This window comes from Pseudomonas neuropathica (assembly GCF_051174785.1).
In the GTDB taxonomy this organism is placed as follows: Bacteria; Pseudomonadota; Gammaproteobacteria; order Pseudomonadales; family Pseudomonadaceae; genus Aquipseudomonas; species Aquipseudomonas neuropathica_A.
Map to the genome: position 1 here is coordinate 1,770,885 of NZ_CP195111.1, position 18,510 is coordinate 1,789,394.

At 59.0% G+C, this 18,510-nt stretch carries 10 protein-coding genes; 2 read left to right on the top strand and 8 right to left on the bottom strand.

Annotated elements, in window-relative coordinates; all coding sequences use genetic code 11:
* Window positions 1-66: 66 nt before the first annotated feature.
* The gene (locus ACRRSD_RS08065) at window positions 67-1,287 is read right to left on the bottom strand and encodes an aspartate aminotransferase family protein (RefSeq protein ID WP_397482089.1); all 1,221 of its coding nucleotides are present in this window, start codon (window positions 1,285-1,287) and stop codon (window positions 67-69) included.
* Between the two features lie 304 nt (window positions 1,288-1,591).
* Between ACRRSD_RS08065 and ACRRSD_RS08070 the strand changes: the two genes are divergently transcribed.
* Window positions 1,592-9,412, top strand: a complete 7,821-nt coding sequence (locus tag ACRRSD_RS08070; protein WP_435037730.1) for a dermonecrotic toxin domain-containing protein — start codon at window positions 1,592-1,594, stop codon at window positions 9,410-9,412.
* A gap of 37 nt (window positions 9,413-9,449) precedes the next feature.
* Here the strand turns inward: ACRRSD_RS08070 and argR are convergent, their stop codons facing one another.
* The 7 genes from argR to acs form a co-directional block, all read right to left on the bottom strand.
* A complete protein-coding gene (gene argR / locus ACRRSD_RS08075) occupies window positions 9,450-10,430 on the bottom strand; it encodes a transcriptional regulator ArgR (RefSeq protein WP_435037731.1) in 981 nt (326 codons plus the stop codon).
* Between the two features lie 262 nt (window positions 10,431-10,692).
* Complete coding sequence (locus ACRRSD_RS08080; RefSeq protein WP_007912705.1) at window positions 10,693-11,457, bottom strand: ABC transporter ATP-binding protein; 765 nt, start codon at window positions 11,455-11,457, stop codon at window positions 10,693-10,695.
* Between the two features lie 27 nt (window positions 11,458-11,484).
* Entirely contained in the window at window positions 11,485-12,597 is a 1,113-nt protein-coding gene (locus tag ACRRSD_RS08085) for a M14 family metallopeptidase (RefSeq protein ID WP_435037732.1), read from the bottom strand.
* Window position 12,598: 1 nt separating this feature from the next.
* On the bottom strand, window positions 12,599-13,297 hold the full coding sequence (locus ACRRSD_RS08090) for an ABC transporter permease (RefSeq protein WP_150652078.1): 699 nt from the start codon (window positions 13,295-13,297) through the stop codon (window positions 12,599-12,601).
* Window positions 13,294-13,983, bottom strand: a complete 690-nt coding sequence (locus ACRRSD_RS08095) for an ABC transporter permease (RefSeq protein WP_007912702.1) — start codon at window positions 13,981-13,983, stop codon at window positions 13,294-13,296. The genes ACRRSD_RS08090 and ACRRSD_RS08095 overlap by 4 nt, the downstream gene beginning before the upstream one ends.
* Before the next feature lie 91 nt (window positions 13,984-14,074).
* Window positions 14,075-14,848, bottom strand: coding sequence for an ABC transporter substrate-binding protein (locus ACRRSD_RS08100; protein WP_435037733.1), 774 nt, complete (start codon window positions 14,846-14,848; stop codon window positions 14,075-14,077).
* Between the two features lie 729 nt (window positions 14,849-15,577).
* Complete coding sequence (gene acs / locus ACRRSD_RS08105) at window positions 15,578-17,533, bottom strand: acetate--CoA ligase (protein WP_034153332.1); 1,956 nt, start codon at window positions 17,531-17,533, stop codon at window positions 15,578-15,580.
* A gap of 465 nt (window positions 17,534-17,998) precedes the next feature.
* Between acs and ACRRSD_RS08110 the strand changes: the two genes are divergently transcribed.
* On the top strand, window positions 17,999-18,259 hold the full coding sequence (locus ACRRSD_RS08110) for a DUF2790 domain-containing protein (protein ID WP_008084846.1): 261 nt from the start codon (window positions 17,999-18,001) through the stop codon (window positions 18,257-18,259).
* Window positions 18,260-18,510: the final 251 nt, after the last annotated feature.

Below are 18,510 nucleotides of genomic sequence, written 5' to 3' on the forward strand. Positions count from 1 at the left end.
ATGAATCTCACCGGCATCAAAAATTGGGTTCGACGCCTGAAAAAACTCCAGGCGCCGAAGGGTCTATCAGGCTTGCGTCAGAGCGGCGGCAGCGCGTTCGAAGCGGTCCAGACCGGCATCGATATCGGCGTCTTCTACCACCAGGCTCGGGGCGAAACGGATCACGTCCGGGCCGGCTTGCAGAATCATCAGGCCTTCTTTTTCAGCGGCGTTGAAGATGTCTTTGGCCTTGCCTTTCCAGGCATCGCTCAGCACGCAGCCGATCAGCAGACCGAGGCCACGCACCTGAGTGAACAGGCCGTACTTCTCGCCGATCTGCTCAAGGCGCGCCTTGAACTTATCGTGCTTGGCGTTCACGCCGCTCAACACTTCAGGGGTATTGATCACGTCGATCACCGCTTCCGCGACTGCACACGCCAGCGGGTTGCCGCCGTAAGTGGTGCCGTGAGTACCGACGACCAGATGTTTGGCCAGCGCCTCGGTGGTCAGCATCGCCGCGATCGGGAAACCGCCGCCCAGGCTCTTGGCGCTGGTGAGGATGTCCGGGGTCACGCCGTAATGCTGGTAGGCGAACAGCTTGCCGCTGCGGCCCATGCCGGTCTGCACTTCGTCGAACACCAGCAGCGCGTTGTTCGCATCACACAGTTCGCGGGCACCTTGCAGGTAAGCCAGCTCGGCGGGCAGTACGCCGCCCTCGCCCTGAATCGGTTCCAGCACGACCGCGCAGGTCTTGTCGGAAACCGCCGCTTTCAGCGCTGCCAGGTCGTTGTAAGGCACGTGAGTGATGCCGGTGATTTTCGGGCCGAAGCCGTCGGAGTACTTCGACTGGCCACCGACGTTGACGGTGAACAGGGTACGGCCGTGGAAGCTGTTCAGCGCGGCGATGATTTCGTATTTCTCAGTGCCAAAGCGGTCGAACGCAACGCGACGGGCCAGCTTGAACGCGGCCTCGTTGGCTTCAGCGCCGGAGTTGCAGAAGAACACGCGCTCGGCGAACGTGGCGTCGATCAGCTTGTGCGCCAGGCGCAGCGCTGGCTCGTTGGTGAACACGTTGGACACGTGCCACAGCTTGTTCGCTTGCTCGGTCAAGGCACCGACCAGCGCCGGGTGCGCGTGGCCCAATACGTTGACGGCAATCCCGCCGGCGAAGTCGATCAGCTCGCGGCCGGCCTGATCCCAGACGCGGGAACCAGCGCCACGCACTGGAATGAAAGCGGCAGGCGCGTAGTTGGGAACCATTACCTGGTCGAAATCGGCGCGTTGTACCGCAGCGTGCTCAACGGACATCGGAGTCTCCTGATGAGAAGCACTCGCCTGAAACTGGCGAGCTTGGTGAGGATTGTAAGGACAGTTTTCAGCCCGGCCTTGTCGCCAAGCGACAACTTCTTATAGCGCAAACCCCGGATTTTCACGGGTTTACGGCAATGCGACAAATAGCGTCGCAAAGGCGCAGTTTAACTGGCGCCGCCGATTTGCGGCAGGCCGCAGAGAATACCAACTCAACCTCGCTGCAAAGCTATAAATATGTACCGCACCTCGATCCGCACTTGCTGATTTGCTTGGCATCTTCAATGGCCCAAGGATCGACACCATGCAGCAAGCTGACGGATTGCCCTCCAGCGACTCCACCGATACAGACTCTCCGAAGAACCCCGACAGTCATTATCAGCCCCTCAAAGACAGCCTCCCCGACTGGCTGGGCAGCGCTTCAGAAACCCGGCGTCTGGCACTCACAAATATCACACCGCAACGCTCGAGCAATCTGCACACGGCACCGGCGGCTCAGCACGAAGCACTGAACGACCTCAACGTCGCTCACTGGAACGCGCAAAGCGCGGTCGACCAAAGTCTGGAACACCTGCAGGACGCCAGCGCCTTTGCCGAACCGCTGCTCAGGCAAGCACTGAAGAACGACTTCGACCTGGATGTGGATGTACGCAATACCTTCGTGCGCCTGTACATTCCCGCGACCACGCCGTGGTTCCCGATCAGGACCGGCTCGCGCGCCTGGAGCGTCTCGCTGCTGGACGCTGCATTGCATAACTTCGAAGAAAAGGAGACGGACGAAAACGCCTTCGAACCCGACTCCACCTTCACTACCCGGCCCTCCGATACCGGCCAGTTCATGACCTTGCCGTGGATCAAGGCCAAATTGAGCATTGCCGCCTTCACCAGGCTGTGCCGAACACTGGATATCGGCGCGCAGTACAAAACCCGTCTCGAAGAAAACCTCGGTTACACCGATCCGATGGTGGCGTCCGTCCTGCGCCTGAAAATAGACACCAGCCAGAAAGCCGCAATGAAAGCGGCCCTGCAGTGGGCGCGGATGAACCGCGATGTTTCGGAAAGTTATTTTCGCTTGATCGACGCCGTGCTCGACGGCATGAAAGGTCTGTACGTCGGCGGGGCACCCGTTCTGTGCCATGACATGGGCATGCTGTGTGCACCGCTCACCGGCATCGTCGTGTTTGCCCCCGACCTGTACATTTCGCGAACCGCTGCGCGCGTAGTGGCTTACGTCCCGGACGACCCCGAGCACCCCTTCAAGGAGTACGCCACGACCTATGATCTGATCGTCGAACTGACACGCCAGTTGCGCTCGAAGGACTACCAAGAGTTTTTCAGTCGCTTCGTGAACCACGAACATCGAGGGTTTTTCTTCAGCACACTCAACAGTCGCTTGAGCCAGCTGAAGTGGCATCCGACCGAACCGGGCAGTTCTCTGCCGGCGTGGCGCGACACCCCTGTCGAGCGACCTGATCTGCAGACCACGCTCACGCCGTTTCAAGACAATCTGTGGCAACACTTCTATCAGGCGAAACTGAACAAGATCTTCAATGACGCCAGAGTGATCGCCGTGCCCACCGCGGCGGTCGATCAAAAAGCACGCTGGGCTTTCTGGGACTCCGTCACCAACATCATCTCGACCATCGTGCAGACCGCCGCGCTGATCGTCGCGCCGTTCGTGCCGGTACTCGGCGAAGCGATGATGGCGTACATGGCTTATCAAATGCTCGACGAGGTCTTCGAGGGCATCATCGAATGGGGGCAAGGTCGCACCACCGAAGCCTTTGAACACTTGATGGGCACCCTGGAATCGATGATTCAACTGGGCATGTTCGCGGTGGGCGGGGCGATTGGCGCCGGCGAATTTCGCAAGGTCCTGCCCAAAGAGATCGTCGCGTTCATCGACCGCTTCAAACCAGTGCAACTGGCCAATGGCAAAACCCGCTACTGGGATCCCGATCTGGCCCGTTACCAACACCCGGCTGTGCCTGACGCCAGCTCGACACCCAACGAGTTGGGCCTGCACCCGCACCAAGGCAAACAACTGCTGCCAATCGACGACGCTCGTTTTGCCGTGAGCGAAAGCCCGGTTCCCGGCCAGTACCGTATTGAACACCCGACCCGCGCCGACGCCTACCAACCGGTATTGCGCCACAACAGCGCCGGCGCCTGGCATACCGAACTGGAACAACCGCTGGAATGGGACACCGACACCGCACTGCGGCGAATCGGCCCGGCAGTCGAGTCGTTTTCACCCGCCGAGCGCGAGACCATTCTTCAGGTCAGCGGCGTCAACGAAGATGCCGTGCGCAAGATGCACGCCGACCAGCAAACACCTCCCCCGCTGCTGGCCGACAGCATCCAGCGCTTCAAGATCGATCAGGAACTGCAACGCCTGGTCGATCGGCTCGAGAGTGACGTGGCCGACGAATATCGCCGCGCCGATCCCGTAGCCCAACTGCAACTGTTGACCGAGCACGGACGCTGGCCGAGTAACCGACGCCTGCGTCTGGTCGATCGACAGGGCGAACTGATCTGGCAATCTTCGGCAGACGACACCTTGCCGCTGACCGAGCTGGATCAAAACAGCCTGATCGGTGACGACCTGCTCAAGACCCTGCTGTATTCGCTCGACGAGCAACAAACCAAAGCCTTGCTCGCAGAACCCTTCGGCGGGCCGACACCTTCGCTGGACGTGCGCAGCCAAACCCTGCGCAAGCAACTGGCTCATCTCGCCCGACGACACAGAAGCTCCCTGTTCGAAGCGCGCTATCAGGCACTCCAGTCCATCGATGATCCGCTGGCACGACAGCTGAGCCAACACCCACCGGCATTACCCGCCAGCGTGACCCGCGAACTGCTCGACACCGCCAGTGGCGAAGAACTGCTGCAGATCAGCGCGGGACAATTGCCACCGCGCCAACAGGAGCTCATGCAACTGGCCAGCCAGGAAGTGCGCATCACCCGCGCTTATGAGGGTCTGGAACTGAGCGCCATGAACAATCCCGATTCCGACGCTCTTGCGCTGCACAGCCTCAAGCTGTTGCCAGGCTGGAGCGGCGATGTGCGCATCGAGATTCGCGACGGACATTACGAAGGGGCTGCGCTCGACAGCATCGGGCGCGAAGATGCCCCCGCGCAAAAAGTCCTGATTCGTCAGTCTGACGGCCGCTATCAACCTTTTGATGACCGCGGCCAGGAATTGCATTCGTCCACGGACTTCTACTCCAGCCTGTTGTACGCGCTGCCGGATGGCGAGCGTCAGAGCCTGAACCTGCAGATCGGCCAGGGTGCTGCGCTGAAAGCGGCAATTCGCGAGCGAACACTGGAGCGTAACGCTTTGCGCACAGTGATGTTCGACACGCCGATTCGCCAGCCTGCCGTGGACACACTGCGCCTGGCAGGTTTGGGAGATGAGCAGCCGAACCGATCAAGACGCCTTGAAGATGCGAACTTTTTTGAAGCGGGCGAACTCGGCGCAATCAGCATAGAGAACCAGGACTTTCTGACCACCACGGGCCGGCCGATCACCAGCCCCGAAGCGCGCGTGCAAGCGCTCTATCGAGGCATGTCCACCGAAGAAGCGCAAAACTTTGTCGCCGCGTTCCGCAATGATCCGGGAGCGTTCAACGCCGAACTGGCCAGGGGTCGCAACGAATACGCCAAGCTCAGCGATGACTTGAGCCGCTGGGAGCACGACGTCCCCACCCATCACCCAGCGACCGGCCAGCCATTGAGTTACATCGAACGCCGGGCAGCCCAGCAGAATCGTGCGTTGTTCAGGGACGCGGTGCTGCGTTGCTGGCGTCGGGAAACCCGCGGCCCCGCCGGGCATATGTTGCAGATTGCGCAACCGGTATTGGGTGACCTGCCCGCGCTGGAAGCAGATTTCAGCCACGTCCACATGCTGTCCATCAATGGCAGCGCCAGCAACGGGGCCGTGGACGCCTTCATGCAACGTTTTCCGAGCCTGAGGTATCTGGATGCACAAAATCTCGATATGCCAAGCCTGCCCCCGTCCGTTGCTGCAATGCCCAATCTGCGCCAATTGATCTTGCGCAATTGTGGTATCAAGCACTCGGCTGCCAACCAGCAAGTACTGGCGTCCTTGCCCAACCTCTCGTTACTGGATTTGCGGGGCAATCCATTGGGCACGCCTCCCGACATCAGCGCGACGCCCCGATTACGCTACCTCAATCTGTCGAACACGGGCATCTCCACACCGCCGGCCAATCTGCTCGATCATCCGCATCTGATCGTCGGTAATTTCGAAGGCAACCAGCTGACGGAAATACCGGAACCCTTTTTCAACCTGGCCAGTTCCCTCAGTGACGGTTTCGGTTTCGCCGACAACCCGCTGTCGACCGCCACACGCGAGAAGCTGAAAACGCTCTATGACCAAACCGGCAAACACTTTGGGGTCGGCGCGGAGCCAGCGGATGTTCTGCGCACCACAACGTTGTTTCCTGCCCTGAGTGCCGAGCAGGCCAGTGAGTTGCTGTATCGACTCCCAGGCACATGGAGCGAAAGCCTGACCCAGCTCGCCCGTTGGGAAAACGAGTTCACCATGCTACAGATCGAACTCGGCGAATGGGTCAACCAGATTCCTGCACTCGACCCCGTGTTCCAAAGGCCATTGACGCTCAATGAGCAAACGCTGGAACGCGAGGCGAGGCGCGTGTTCAGTCAAAAGCTGGAACAGTTCTGGCGCTCCAGAACATTCATTGGCAGAGAGTCCGAACTGACCGCAACACTTGGTTTCATGGGTGACCTGCCGGCACTCAGCGCCAACTTCGACCACGTCTCGCGACTGACGCTGATGGGCAATAAAACCGTCACGGCAACCCTGCCATTCCTCCAGCGCTTTACCAATCTGACCACGCTGGAGATGCACGCCTTCGACCTGGAACCGATTACGCTGTCACAGATCAGGCTGCCTCACCTGCGTGTATTGGAACTCAACGATTGCGGTGTCGTATTGACCCCGGAGAACGAGGCCACACTGCTTTCTCTCAACAACCTGCACAGACTGGATTTGAGCAACAATCCCTTGGGGACTTTTCCCGATCTGAACCTTCTCCCCGAACTGACTCATCTCGACCTGTCCAATTGCGGTATCACCGCAGTGCCCGATGGGCTGGCCAGCCACCCGAATCTGGACACGGCCATTTTCAACGGTAACCGCATCACCGAAATACCCGATGAGCTATTCGAGCTGTCGGGCGATCTGAGTGACAGCCTGGATTTCTCTGAAAACCCGCTGTCGCTTGCCACACGCAACAAGATCAAGACCTTTTTCCGACGTACCGGTTACGATTTTGCGGTGCGCGCCGAAAACACCGACATCGCCCTCACACGACAACTGTTCCCGGGCCTGGACGAGCAACAGGCCAGCGATCTGATCTACGACTTGCCCGGAACAATCACGGACAGTCGGACGCAGCTCGTGGCGTGGCGGGCGGAACTCAATCAAATGACAGCGGACCTGAGCGCGTGGGCAACACGGGTTCCAAGCGTACATCCCGTGACTGGAGAGGTCCTCACGCCGATCGAGGTGTTTGATCAGTTCGCGGCGCGGTCCGAGTTCGGACAACTGCTGGAGCGGTTCTGGCGCTACAGAAATGGCGAGTCAGGCATGCGCGCGGACTTTCTCGAAGCCGATGCGAAGTTTTTCGGTGACTTCCCCCAACTGACAACCGACTTCAGTCATGTTTCAACGGTGAAGCTCAAGGGCAACGCTGCCATTGGTGCTCCGGACGGGTTCATCAATCTGTTCGCCAATGCACGTGAACTGACGCTGCGACAGTTTCCACTGGGTGAAATCCCCCAGACCGTGACTCAACTGTCCAACCTGACGGAACTCACGCTGAGAGACTGTGGCGTGACACTCACCCCCGCCGATCAGAGCACACTCGCCACACTCAACGGCCTTGAACTTCTGGATCTGAGCGACAACCCACTGACGGTAGCACCTGACCTTCAGTCGCTACCGGCCATGCGTGACATCCTGCTGTCCAATACCGGCATTACGTCGCTGCCAAATGGCCTCGCCACTCACCCGAGCCTGAAAAACGCCCTGTTGAGCGGCAACCGCATCACTGACCTGCCCGAAGCTTTTTTCAGCCTGGATCTGGACCTCGCCGATGGGGTCAGTCTGGCCAACAACCCGCTGTCGCTGTCCGCTCGCGAACGCATCAAAACCTACTACGTCGAGCACGGGCGCCTGTTTGACGTCCTGCCGGACGTCGGTGACCTGGCCAGCGCACAAAGGCTGTATCCGTGGATGGACATCGACGATGCCAGTCACATGATCTATCACCTGCCCGGCACACTGCAGGCCGGCACCGCTCAACTGCTGCGTTGGGAAGTGGAGATCAGCCAGATGATCAGCGATCTGAGCGCCTGGTCCGAACGCGTGCCCGTGCGCAATCCTTTGACGGGCGAACACTGGAACGCTGTAGAAAGAACGACAGAACAACTCAAGAGAAAGCAGTTCAGTCAGCAACTTGAGCAGTTCTGGCGCGCCAGAACCGTCGACAGGACGGAGCTGCGACTCAACACGCTGGAAATCGATGCGCCTTTCGCCGGTGAGTTACCGGCACTGACAGCCGACTTCAATCACGTCATCCGCTTGTCCATCCAGGGCAACCCGGCCTTGAATGCTCCGGATGGGTTCCTCGCACGCTTTGGCGGATTGCAGTCTCTGGAGATGCGCAATTTCGCCCTGCGCCGGTTCCCCTCGGCACTGACAGCCATGCCGGGCCTCGAAACGCTGACGTTGAGCAGTTGCGGTGTTGTATTCGATGCGGCGGGACAAACGACGCTTGCCACGCTGACGCGATTGAAAGAACTCGATCTGTACGGCAATCCCTTGGGCACTGCACCGGATATCCGCAACTTGCCAGCGCTGACGACCCTGGACCTCACACGCACAGGCATCAGTCAGATTCCCGTCGGCGTTGGGCAATCGGTGCGGCTGCGCGATGCCTTCCTCGGCGAAAACGCGATCGTGGAGTTGCCGGAAGACTTGCGCGGCCTTCTCCACAATGGCGTAGTCCTGAGAGCCAACCCGCTCTCCGCTGCGTCAAGAGAGCGAATAAAGATCTTCGCTCGGGACGCTTATCAGTACCTGGGGGTTACGGCCGACCCGGAGGACATTGCCCTGGCACGAGCGCTGTACCCCGGCATCAGCGAAGTAGAAGCCAATCGTTTGGTCTATGGTCTGCCCGGCACATTGGCCGAGGGCCATAGCGAATTGTTACGGCGCCATAACAACCTCACCACGCTGCTCGGCGAGTTCGATGTGTGGGTGAGAGAAACGCCACGGGACCCGCTCACGGGCACCGAGCTGGAGGGCGAAGCGCTACGCCTGGAAAATGCCCGGCGCATGGGGTTCAGGAACAACCTGGAAGGAGGGTTACGCGAGGCGCCAAGCTTTCTTCCGTACACCGATATTACGCTCGACGTGTCTTTGAACAGCGAGCTGCCGGCACTGAGTGGACGTTTCGAACAAATCAGAAGATTGACACTGACAAGTACCGCCGATATGCCGCCTCGGGTTGACCGACTGCTTGAGCTGTTCCCGAACCTGAAGGAACTGAATATCACGGGCTATCCACTCAACGAGATTCCCGTGACGGTTTTCAACCTGAACCATCTGACCAACCTCAGATTGCCGCAATGCCGCATCGTGCTTACTGAGCAAACCGTGAACGCACTGGCGGCCATGAAAAACCTGGAAGGACTGGACTTGAGTCACAACCCGCTGGGCCGGGCACCCGACCTGAGAAACCTGCAGAAGTGTCAGACGCTGCGCTTGAACAACACCGGACTGACCGACGTCCCGAACGGCCTGTTTGGCATGCAACGATTGACGTACGCAGACCTTTCGGAAAACGCCATCGCCGAACTCCCTGACCCACTGCCTGCTCCCGGTGACGACAGGCCGGTGACCTACAACTTCAGTGAAAATCCATTGACCCCCCGAAGTCAGCGCAGCCTGGCGACGTACAACGCGGCAAATGACCTACGACTGCTCGAGGAGCGCAAGAGGATGGACGAAATACACAGAGCGTTCGAAGACTTCGAGGATTCAGATTTTTCCAACGGCGAAGAACAACCATAAGCGCAATGATCACTGGCTAGTGTTGGCCAACCAGTGTCTAGCCGCGTTCAGGCGGTACTGACGACAATTCGAACGGGCTGCTGCTGCGCCGCTGGTTGCGATCTTCCCGCGGCGTGGCGCCGAAGAAGTTGCGGTAGGCGCTGGAGAAATGCGGCCCCGAGGAGAAGCCACACGAGAGGCCGATCTGGATGATCGACTTGCTGGTCTGCATCAACATCTGCCGGGCCTTGTTCAGGCGCAGTTCCAGATAGTACTGGCTCGGCACACGGTTGAGGTATTGCTTGAAGATCCGCTCCAGTTGACGACGGGACACGCACACGTGCTGGGCGATTTCGTCGGTGGTCAGCGGTTCTTCGATGTTGGCTTCCATCAGCAACACCGCTTGGGTGAGCTTCGGATGGCTGGAACCGAGACGGTTCTGCAACGGGATGCGCTGACGCTCGCCACCTTCGCGGATCCGCTCAACGACCAGTTCTTCCGAGACGGCGCCGGCCAGTTCCGCGCCGTGATCACGGGCGAGTACCGCCAGCAACAGATCAAGCACCGACATGCCGCCACACGCAGTCAGGCGATCGCGATCCCAGTCGAACAGATGACTGGTGGCGATGACTTTCGGGAAACGTTCAGCGAAATCGTCCTGCCAGCGCCAGTGCACCGCCGCGCGATAACCGTCGAGCAAACCGAGTTGCGCCAACGGGTACACACCGGCGGACAGACCGCCGACGACCGTACCGGCACGCACCAGTTGCTTGAGCGCACTGCTGAGGGCCGGGGCCAAAGTGGTCGGTGGCTCATCAGCGAGCAGGAACAGTTTCTGGAAATTTTCGAGCTTGCCGGTCCAGGCTTCACCGGGTAATTGCCAGGCGCCTTCGGCCGGCGGCTCGGCCTGCAGGAACGACAGTTCGTAAACCACATCCGGGTGCACCCGCTGAGCAACACGCAAGGCTTCCTCCGCCAGCGCCAGCGTCAACGCTTTAGTGCTGGGCCAAATCAGGAAACCAATTCGATGGGCAGTCATGGGCGGGCGATCCGAAACGAAGAACAGTGATGAAGGCATGGGCCAATGCTAGCCCGTAAATGAACACAAATCTTGAAACCAACCGAGATCCAGGCAGAGATCCAACTGTGGGAGCGAGCCTGCTCGCGAAAGCGGAGGATCAGTCGACACCTGTGTCGGATGTCACACCGCATTCGCGAGCAGGCTCGCTCCCACAAAGATCGCAGGTCGGCCTACTGGCTGCGAAGCATGCACTATAGCGGTGCACAACGGCAGCCCTGATTTACTTCAAGCTGCCCGAGAGGAATTGCTGCAAACGTTCCGATTGTGGATTGACCAGCACTTCGCGTGGGTTGCCGCTCTCTTCCACCACACCTTTGTGCAGGAACACCAACTGGTTCGACACTTCACGGGCAAAACCCATTTCGTGGGTGACCACAACCATGGTGCGACCTTCCTGAGCCAGCGCTTGCATGACTTTCAGCACGTCACCCACCAGTTCCGGGTCGAGGGCCGAAGTCGGTTCGTCGAACAGCATGACTTCCGGTTCCATCGCCAGCGCACGAGCAATCGCCACACGCTGCTGCTCGCCACCGGACATGTGCCCCGGGAACGCGTCTTTACGATGGGCTACGCCGACCTTGTTCAGGTAGTACTCGGCTTTTTCGCGCGCTTCGTACTTGGGTACGCCGAGCACGTGAACCGGCGCTTCCATGATGTTTTCAATTGCAGTCATGTGCGACCACAGGTTGAAATGCTGGAACACCATCGACAGGCGCGAACGCATGCGTTGCAGTTGCTTCGGATCAGCGGCTTTCAGCGCGCCGTCCTTGTTCGCTACCAGTTTCAGCTCTTCGTTGTTGAGCAGAATCTTGCCCGCGTGCGGCTGCTCGAGCAGGTTGATGCAGCGCAGGAAAGTACTTTTGCCGGAGCCACTGGAGCCGATGATGCTGATCACATCGCCGGCTGCCGCTTTCAGGGACACGCCCTTGAGCACTTCGTGACTGCCATAGCGTTTATGCAGGTCTTGGACTTCAAGTTTGTACATGCGGTCGGTTCTCACAAAAACAGTCAGTCAGTCGTTGAGCAAGCGCCCGTGACGCAGCGCTTCGCGCCCCGCCACCTTGGCCAGCCAGAAACCGGGTTGGGCATAACGCAGCCGTTCAATGGCAAACAGCACCCCGGAGGTACCAGCACATACCGCGCTGACCCGATCGGACAGAGGATCAATCACTTCAAAAATCTCGTCGCCGGCCTCGACCCACTCGCCGGGCTTGCGCAGAAAACTCACCACGCCCGGGTGCGGCGCGAACAGCAACTCGGTGCCTTCGAACGGCATGCCTTCACAGGCTTCGTGCGCCGGGTTCGGCCACTCGCCAGTGATCAAGCCTTGCTCGGCGAGGAAGGCAAGAATGCCTTCAGCATACGCTTCAGCCTCGGCGCGACCGGTATCGGCCTGACCGCCCAGCTCAATCGTGGTCGCCAGACACGCCAGCGGAATCTGCGCATCAGGAAACTGCCGCGACAGACGCAACCATGGCAACGAACAGGCTTCATCGAACGAGCTGCCGCCGGAATCTTCCGCCAGCAATCCGACCTTCACATTCAGATGCGCGGCCAGCGAACGCCATTGCGGCCAGTGCTGCGGCAACGCGTACATGTGCAGCGCGGCTTCGGCATCGCAGTGCAAATCGAGCACCACATCGGCGATGCAAGCGTGGCTGAGCAACACGCGCTGCATGCCTTGCAACTGGCTGCTCGCCTCCGGCAATGCGGCCAGATGATCGGCCATGGCCTGACGGATCAGGCGCACATTGGCGTGCGGATCATCACCGAGACTGTCAGCCAATGCGGCCGCAAGCGGCGCGCTCAGCTCGACGAAGTCACGGTTGAAATTCTTGCCGCTGCCCGCTTCGAAACGGCCTTGGTGATTGCCTTGCAGCAATTGCCCGAGACCCAACGGGTTGGCGACCGGCACCAGCTCGATGACACCGTTGAGCAAGCCTTTGGCTTCGAGTTCGCCGAGGCGCTTTTTCAGCTCCCAGGCGGTGCGCATGCCCGGCAATTCGTCAGCGTGCAGGCTGGCCTGAATGTAGGCCTTGCGCTCGCCATGCCCGAAGCGGAACACCGAAATCTTGCGTTCGCTGCCCAGATGGCTCCACGGCAATACGTGGTCGATGCGTTCCATATCAGTGCTTCCGCGGGGCCAGGTAGCTCAACCAGCGACGCTCGGCCAGTTTGAACAGCTTGACCAGAATGAACGTCAGGCACAGGTAGAACACGCCAGCGGTGATGTATGCCTCGAACGGCAGATAGAACTGCGCGTTGACGGTACGCGCCGCGCCGGTGATGTCGATCAAGGTCACGATGGACGCCAGACTGGTGGTCTGCAGCATCATGATCACTTCGTTGCTGTACTGCGGCAGCGCCCGGCGCAGGGCCGATGGCAGCAGGATGCGCTTATACAGTTTGAAGCGCGACATGCCCATGGCCTTGGCCGCTTCGATCTCACCGTTCGGCGTGGCCTTGAGGCTGCCGGCGATGATCTCGGCTGTGTAGGCGCTGGTGTTGACCGCGAAAGCCAGACACGCACAGAACGTTGCGCTGGACAGCCACGGCCAGAGGAAGCTTTCGCGTACGGCTTCGAACTGCGCCAGACCGTAGTAGATCAGGAACAGTTGCACCAGCATCGGCGTGCCACGGATCACATAGGTGTAAAGCCACGCGGCGCCGTTGACGATCGGGTTCTTCGAGACGCGCATCAACCCCAGCGGCAGGGCCGCGAGCAGACCGAAAAACAGCGACAGCGCGAGCAGTTTGAGGGTGGTCAGCAGGCCGCCGAGGTACAGCGGCATGGCCTCCCAAATGACGTTGTAGTCGAAGATCATAGATCAGCCGCCCTTACGCCTACCGAGTAGCGCTTCTCAAGTTGACGCAGGATCAGCAACGAAACACTGGTGATCACCAGGTACATCGCCGCCACTGCGAGGAAGAAGGTGAAAGGCTCGCGAGTGGCATCTGCCGCCTGCTTGGCCTTGAACATCATGTCTTGCAGACCGACCACGGAAATCAGCGCGGTCGCCTTGGTCAGTACCAGCCAGTTGTTGGTGAAGCCCGGAATCGCCAGACGAATCATCTGCGGCACCATCACCCGGAAGAACACCTGAAAACTGCTCATGCCGTACGCCATGCCCGCTTCGGCCTGACCTTTAGGGATCGCCATGAACGCGCCACGGAAGGTTTCCGACAGATACGCACCGAAGATGAAACCGAGGGTGCCGATACCGGCGGCCAGCGGATTCAGATCGATGTAGTCGTCATAGCCGAGCATCGGTGCGACGCGGTTGAGCAAGTCCTGGCCGCCGTAAAAGATCAGCAGGATCAGCACCAGATCGGGAATCCCGCGGATCACCGTGGAATACAGATCGCCCAGCCAGGCCAGCCAGCGCACCGGCGACAGGCGCAACGCGACACCGATCAGCCCGAGAACGATGGCCAGAGCCATGGACGACAAGGCGAGCTGAAGCGTCAGCCATGCGCCATCGAGGATGACAGCCCCGTAGCCTTTCAACATGATTCAGGTCCTCGAAAGTTGGGATGAAAAAATGGCGCAAACCGCAGAGATCCTGTTGCTTGCGCCATTTCGGACTTGTCGCAGAGACGTGTTACTTGCCGTAGATATCGAAGGCGAAGTATTTGTCCTGGATAGCTTTGTATTTGCCGTTTTCGCGGATGGCCGTGATGGCAGCGTTGATCTTGTCTTTCAGGGCATCGCCCTTGCGCACTGCGATGCCTACGCCGTCGCCGAAGTATTTGACGTCGGTGAACGCAGGACCGACGAACGCGAAGCCTTTACCGGCGTCGGTTTTCAGGAAACCGTCGTCCAGCAGGGTGGCGTCAGCCACGGTACCGTCGAGACGGCCAGCAGCCACGTCGAGGTAGATTTCGTTCTGCGAGCCGTACGGCTTGATCTCGGCACCCAGTGGCGCCAGAACTTCGCGGGCGAAACGCTCGTGGATCGAACCACGTTGCACGCCGATGTTCTTGCCCTTCAGCTCAGCCAGACCTTCGCTGACCTGAGTACCGGCCTTCATGACCAGACGTGCCGGGGTGTTGTAGTACTTGTTGGTGAAGTCGACCGACTTCTTGCGATCTTCAGTGATCGACATCGACGACAGGATCGCGTCGATCTTGCGCACTTTCAGTGCCGGGATCAGACCGTCGAACTCTTGCTCGACCCATACACACTTGACCTGCATCTGCTCGCACAGGGCGTTGCCGATGTCGTAGTCGAAACCGACGATACTGCCATCCGGTGCTTTCGAAGCGAACGGAGGGTAAGCCGCTTCGATACCGATCTTCAGAGGTTTTTCGTCAGCGAAGGCGTTCATCGACAGCACGGACAGTGCCAGGGCGCCAAGCAGCACAAGTTTCTTCATCTTGGGACTCCATCGGTAAAGGGCAAAAACGGCAGAGTGAGCGACAGCCCAATATGCGAATGGGTGAATCGGGAAATCGGTTGCTGCATCGGTGGGAAATTTCCCGTCGAAACCGTCGGAGGTTTCAACGTCAGCCACGATGAGCGAGTGATCGGCATTCTAACGACAGGCCCGAAGCCGATATTTCTTCAATGCGACAACTAATTACAGATGCACAGAGAAAGCGACTTTGGCACATTGACAGCCCTGCAATTTCATGCAAGAGCGAAAGACAGTGAACCGATCTATGCTGCAAATTGCGGGCCTATTATTCGCAAACCCTTCTAATCCGGCAAGCGCAGCGTTGTGTCTTATTTTTCACCAGGGGTTTCGAGGCTCTAAAACGGGGCGATGCGTTTCCCTTTGCCCCGCTCCGGGGCGGGCGGTTACACATTCGGTTACGTGGAAGACAGCGGGTAACAGCGGGAAATGCCTTACGGGGGAGATCGATAATTATTGGTCGGGTGAGTCCTCGTTCCGACAGCGGACTACACCGGCGTCTGACAAATTGCCTTCGCGAGCAGGCTCGCTCCCACATTAATGACCGTGTTCCTTCAGACAGAATGCGCTCCCCCTGTGGGAGCGAGCCTGCTCGCGAAGAGGCCCGCCCAGCCACCACAGAACGTCCAGACACAAAAAAGCCCCGCCCGGAATACACCGGACGGGGCCTTCTTTTTTCAGACCTGCTACTTAAGCAACATTCATGGTCTTGTGCGTATCAATCAAATGCTGCACCACACCCGGATCCGCCAAGGTCGAGATATCCCCCAACCCATCGTATTCCGCCGTGGCAATCTTGCGCAGAATGCGGCGCATGATCTTGCCCGAGCGCGTCTTCGGCAGCCCCGGCGCCCACTGGATCACGTCCGGCGAAGCAATCGGCCCGATCTCTTTGCGCACCCAGTTTTTCAACTCCAAGCGCAACTGCTCGGTCGGTTCCTCGCCATTCTTCAAGGTGACATAGACATAAATGCCCTGCCCCTTGATGTCATGCGGCACACCCACCACCGCCGCCTCAGCGACTTTAGGGTGAGCAACCATCGCGCTCTCAATCTCCGCCGTACCCATGCGGTGGCCCGACACGTTGAGCACGTCATCGACACGCCCGGTGATCCAGTAGTATCCATCGGCATCACGGCGCGCGCCGTCACCGGTGAAGTACATGCCACGGAAGGTCTTGAAGTAGGTATCGACGAAACGATCGTGATCGCCGTACAGCGTACGGGCCTGACCAGGCCACGAATCGAGAATCACCAGATTGCCTTCAGCCTCGCCCTCGATGATGTTACCGAGGTTGTCGACCAGCGCCGGCACCACACCGAAGAACGGACGCGCCGCCGAACCCGGCTTCAGCGCGTGCGCACCCGGCAGCGGGCTCATCATGTTGCCGCCGGTTTCGGTCTGCCACCAGGTATCGACGATCGGGCAACGCGACTTGCCGACATTCTTGTAGTACCAATCCCAGGCTTCCGGGTTGATCGGCTCACCCACGGAACCGAGCAGACGCAGGCTGCTGCCATCCGCGCCTTCAACCGCAGCCTGACCCGAGGCCATCATCGCGCGGATCGCGGTCGGTGCGGTGTAGAGGATGTTGACCTTGTGCTTGTCGACGATCTTCGCCACCCGGGTGATGTCCGGATAGTTCGGCACGCCTTCGAACAGCAGGGTGGTCGCGCCATTGGCCAGCGGGCCGTAGACAATGTAACTGTGGCCAGTGACCCAGCCGACGTCGGCGGTGCACCAGTAGACTTCGCCCGGACGGTAGTCGAACACGCGCTCGTGGGTCATCGCCGCATACAGCAGATAACCGCCGGTGGTGTGCTGCACGCCCTTCGGCTTGCCGGTCGAGCCGGAGGTATAAAGGATGAACAGCGCTTCTTCGGCGCCCATCTCTTTCGGCGCGCAAACGGTGCCCGCCACTTTCATCAGGTCTTCGTACCAGATGTCGCGATGCTGGTTCCACTTGATGTCGCCACCGGTGCGCTTGCAGACGATGACTTTCTGGATGCTGCTGGTTTCCGGATTGGTCAGCGCGTCATCGACGTTGGCCTTGAGGGAAATCTTCTTGCCGGCGCGAATGCCTTCGTCAGCGGTGATCACCACTTTCGATTTGCAGTCGATGATGCGACCGGCCAGGGCTTCCGGCGAGAAACCGCCGAACACCACCGAGTGAATCGCGCCGATCCGGGTGCAGGCCAGCATGGCGACCACGGCTTCGGGAATCATCGGCATATAAATGGTCACCACGTCGCCGCGGTGCACGTCCTGACCACGCAGGGCGTTGGCCAGTTTGCAGACTTGTTCGTGCAGTTCGCGGTAAGTGATATTGCGGCTTTCGGAAGGGTCGTCGCCTTCCCAGATGATCGCGACTTGATCGCCGCGCTCGGCCAGATGACGGTCGAGGCAGTTGTAGGAAACGTTCAGGGTGCCGTCGGCAAACCACTTGATGTCGACATGGTGATCGTCGAACGACGTCTGTTTCACCGTGGTGAAAGGCTTGATCCAGTCGAGACGCTGAGCTTGCTCGCGCCAGAAGCCGTCAGGGTTGACGACCGACTGCTGGTACATGGCTTTGTAGGTCGCCTCGTCAGTCAGCGTGTTAGCCAGAACCTCGGGACGAACGGGATACAGAGAAGCCGCACTCATCTTTCCTACCTCGGTGTAATAGTTGTTTTTGTATGACCCTGTTGTAACGGGGCGGGGGCCATAGAACCATTCGACGATGGTAGTAACAAGCCCTCGCCCACCAGCCGAGCCCTGTGTAGGAGCTGCCGAAGGCTGCGATCTTTTGACTTTGATCTTTAGGTGCAAGATCAAAAGATCGTCCGAACGCGGCCCGAGCCTTCGGCAGCTCCTACATAGGGATTGAGGGGGGATTTCGGGGATTGTTACCAAATCTGCCAAAGGTGTTTATCAAAACCCGCTCTGTTTACCCCCGCCCCTTCTCCCTAAAATTCACCTCGCCAACAAGGCAAACGCGATTAACAACGTTACAGCCCCCACGAAGGCCGTTAATCCAGCTCTCCAAGTAACGCATCAAATACTCAAGCTCCACACGCAACCCTAAAAAGGTTGCGTGACCCCACTCGACCTCAAAAAGGTGAATTAGAAATGAAAGCTTTATTGGTTCTGGCCCTCAGCAGTCTGTGCGCAACCGCCATGGCAGATGAGGTTCCGACTGATGTCGCGCAGCAACAACCGGTTATCGAGGAATACACTTACTCCACTCACCTGGACATCGCCAACGTCGTATCGATGAGTGAAATTCCGAATGTCTGCGAAGTAGTACCGGCAAAAATGGAGTACGACGACTCCAAAGGTCAGCGCCACATCCTGCGTTACAGCGTCATGGGCAACGGCTGCACCAATTGATGATTCGAGACTGCACCGAATTGGATCTCTCAGCGCTTCATTGAGGGTCGATTCCAGCCCGACTTCGGTCGGGCTCAGTTGTGTTTGAAGTCGTCAAAAATGCTTGCAAAACACTAGATGTAGTGAAAAATCGGTTTTTTTGTTCGTTTTTTGAGCAAATTCACAATGGCGAGATTTTTACGAAAAAAAATCTATCCCCGGCAAAGCCCTGTAAACCCTCACTCTCATCGAAAAACCACCCTCCTCGACCG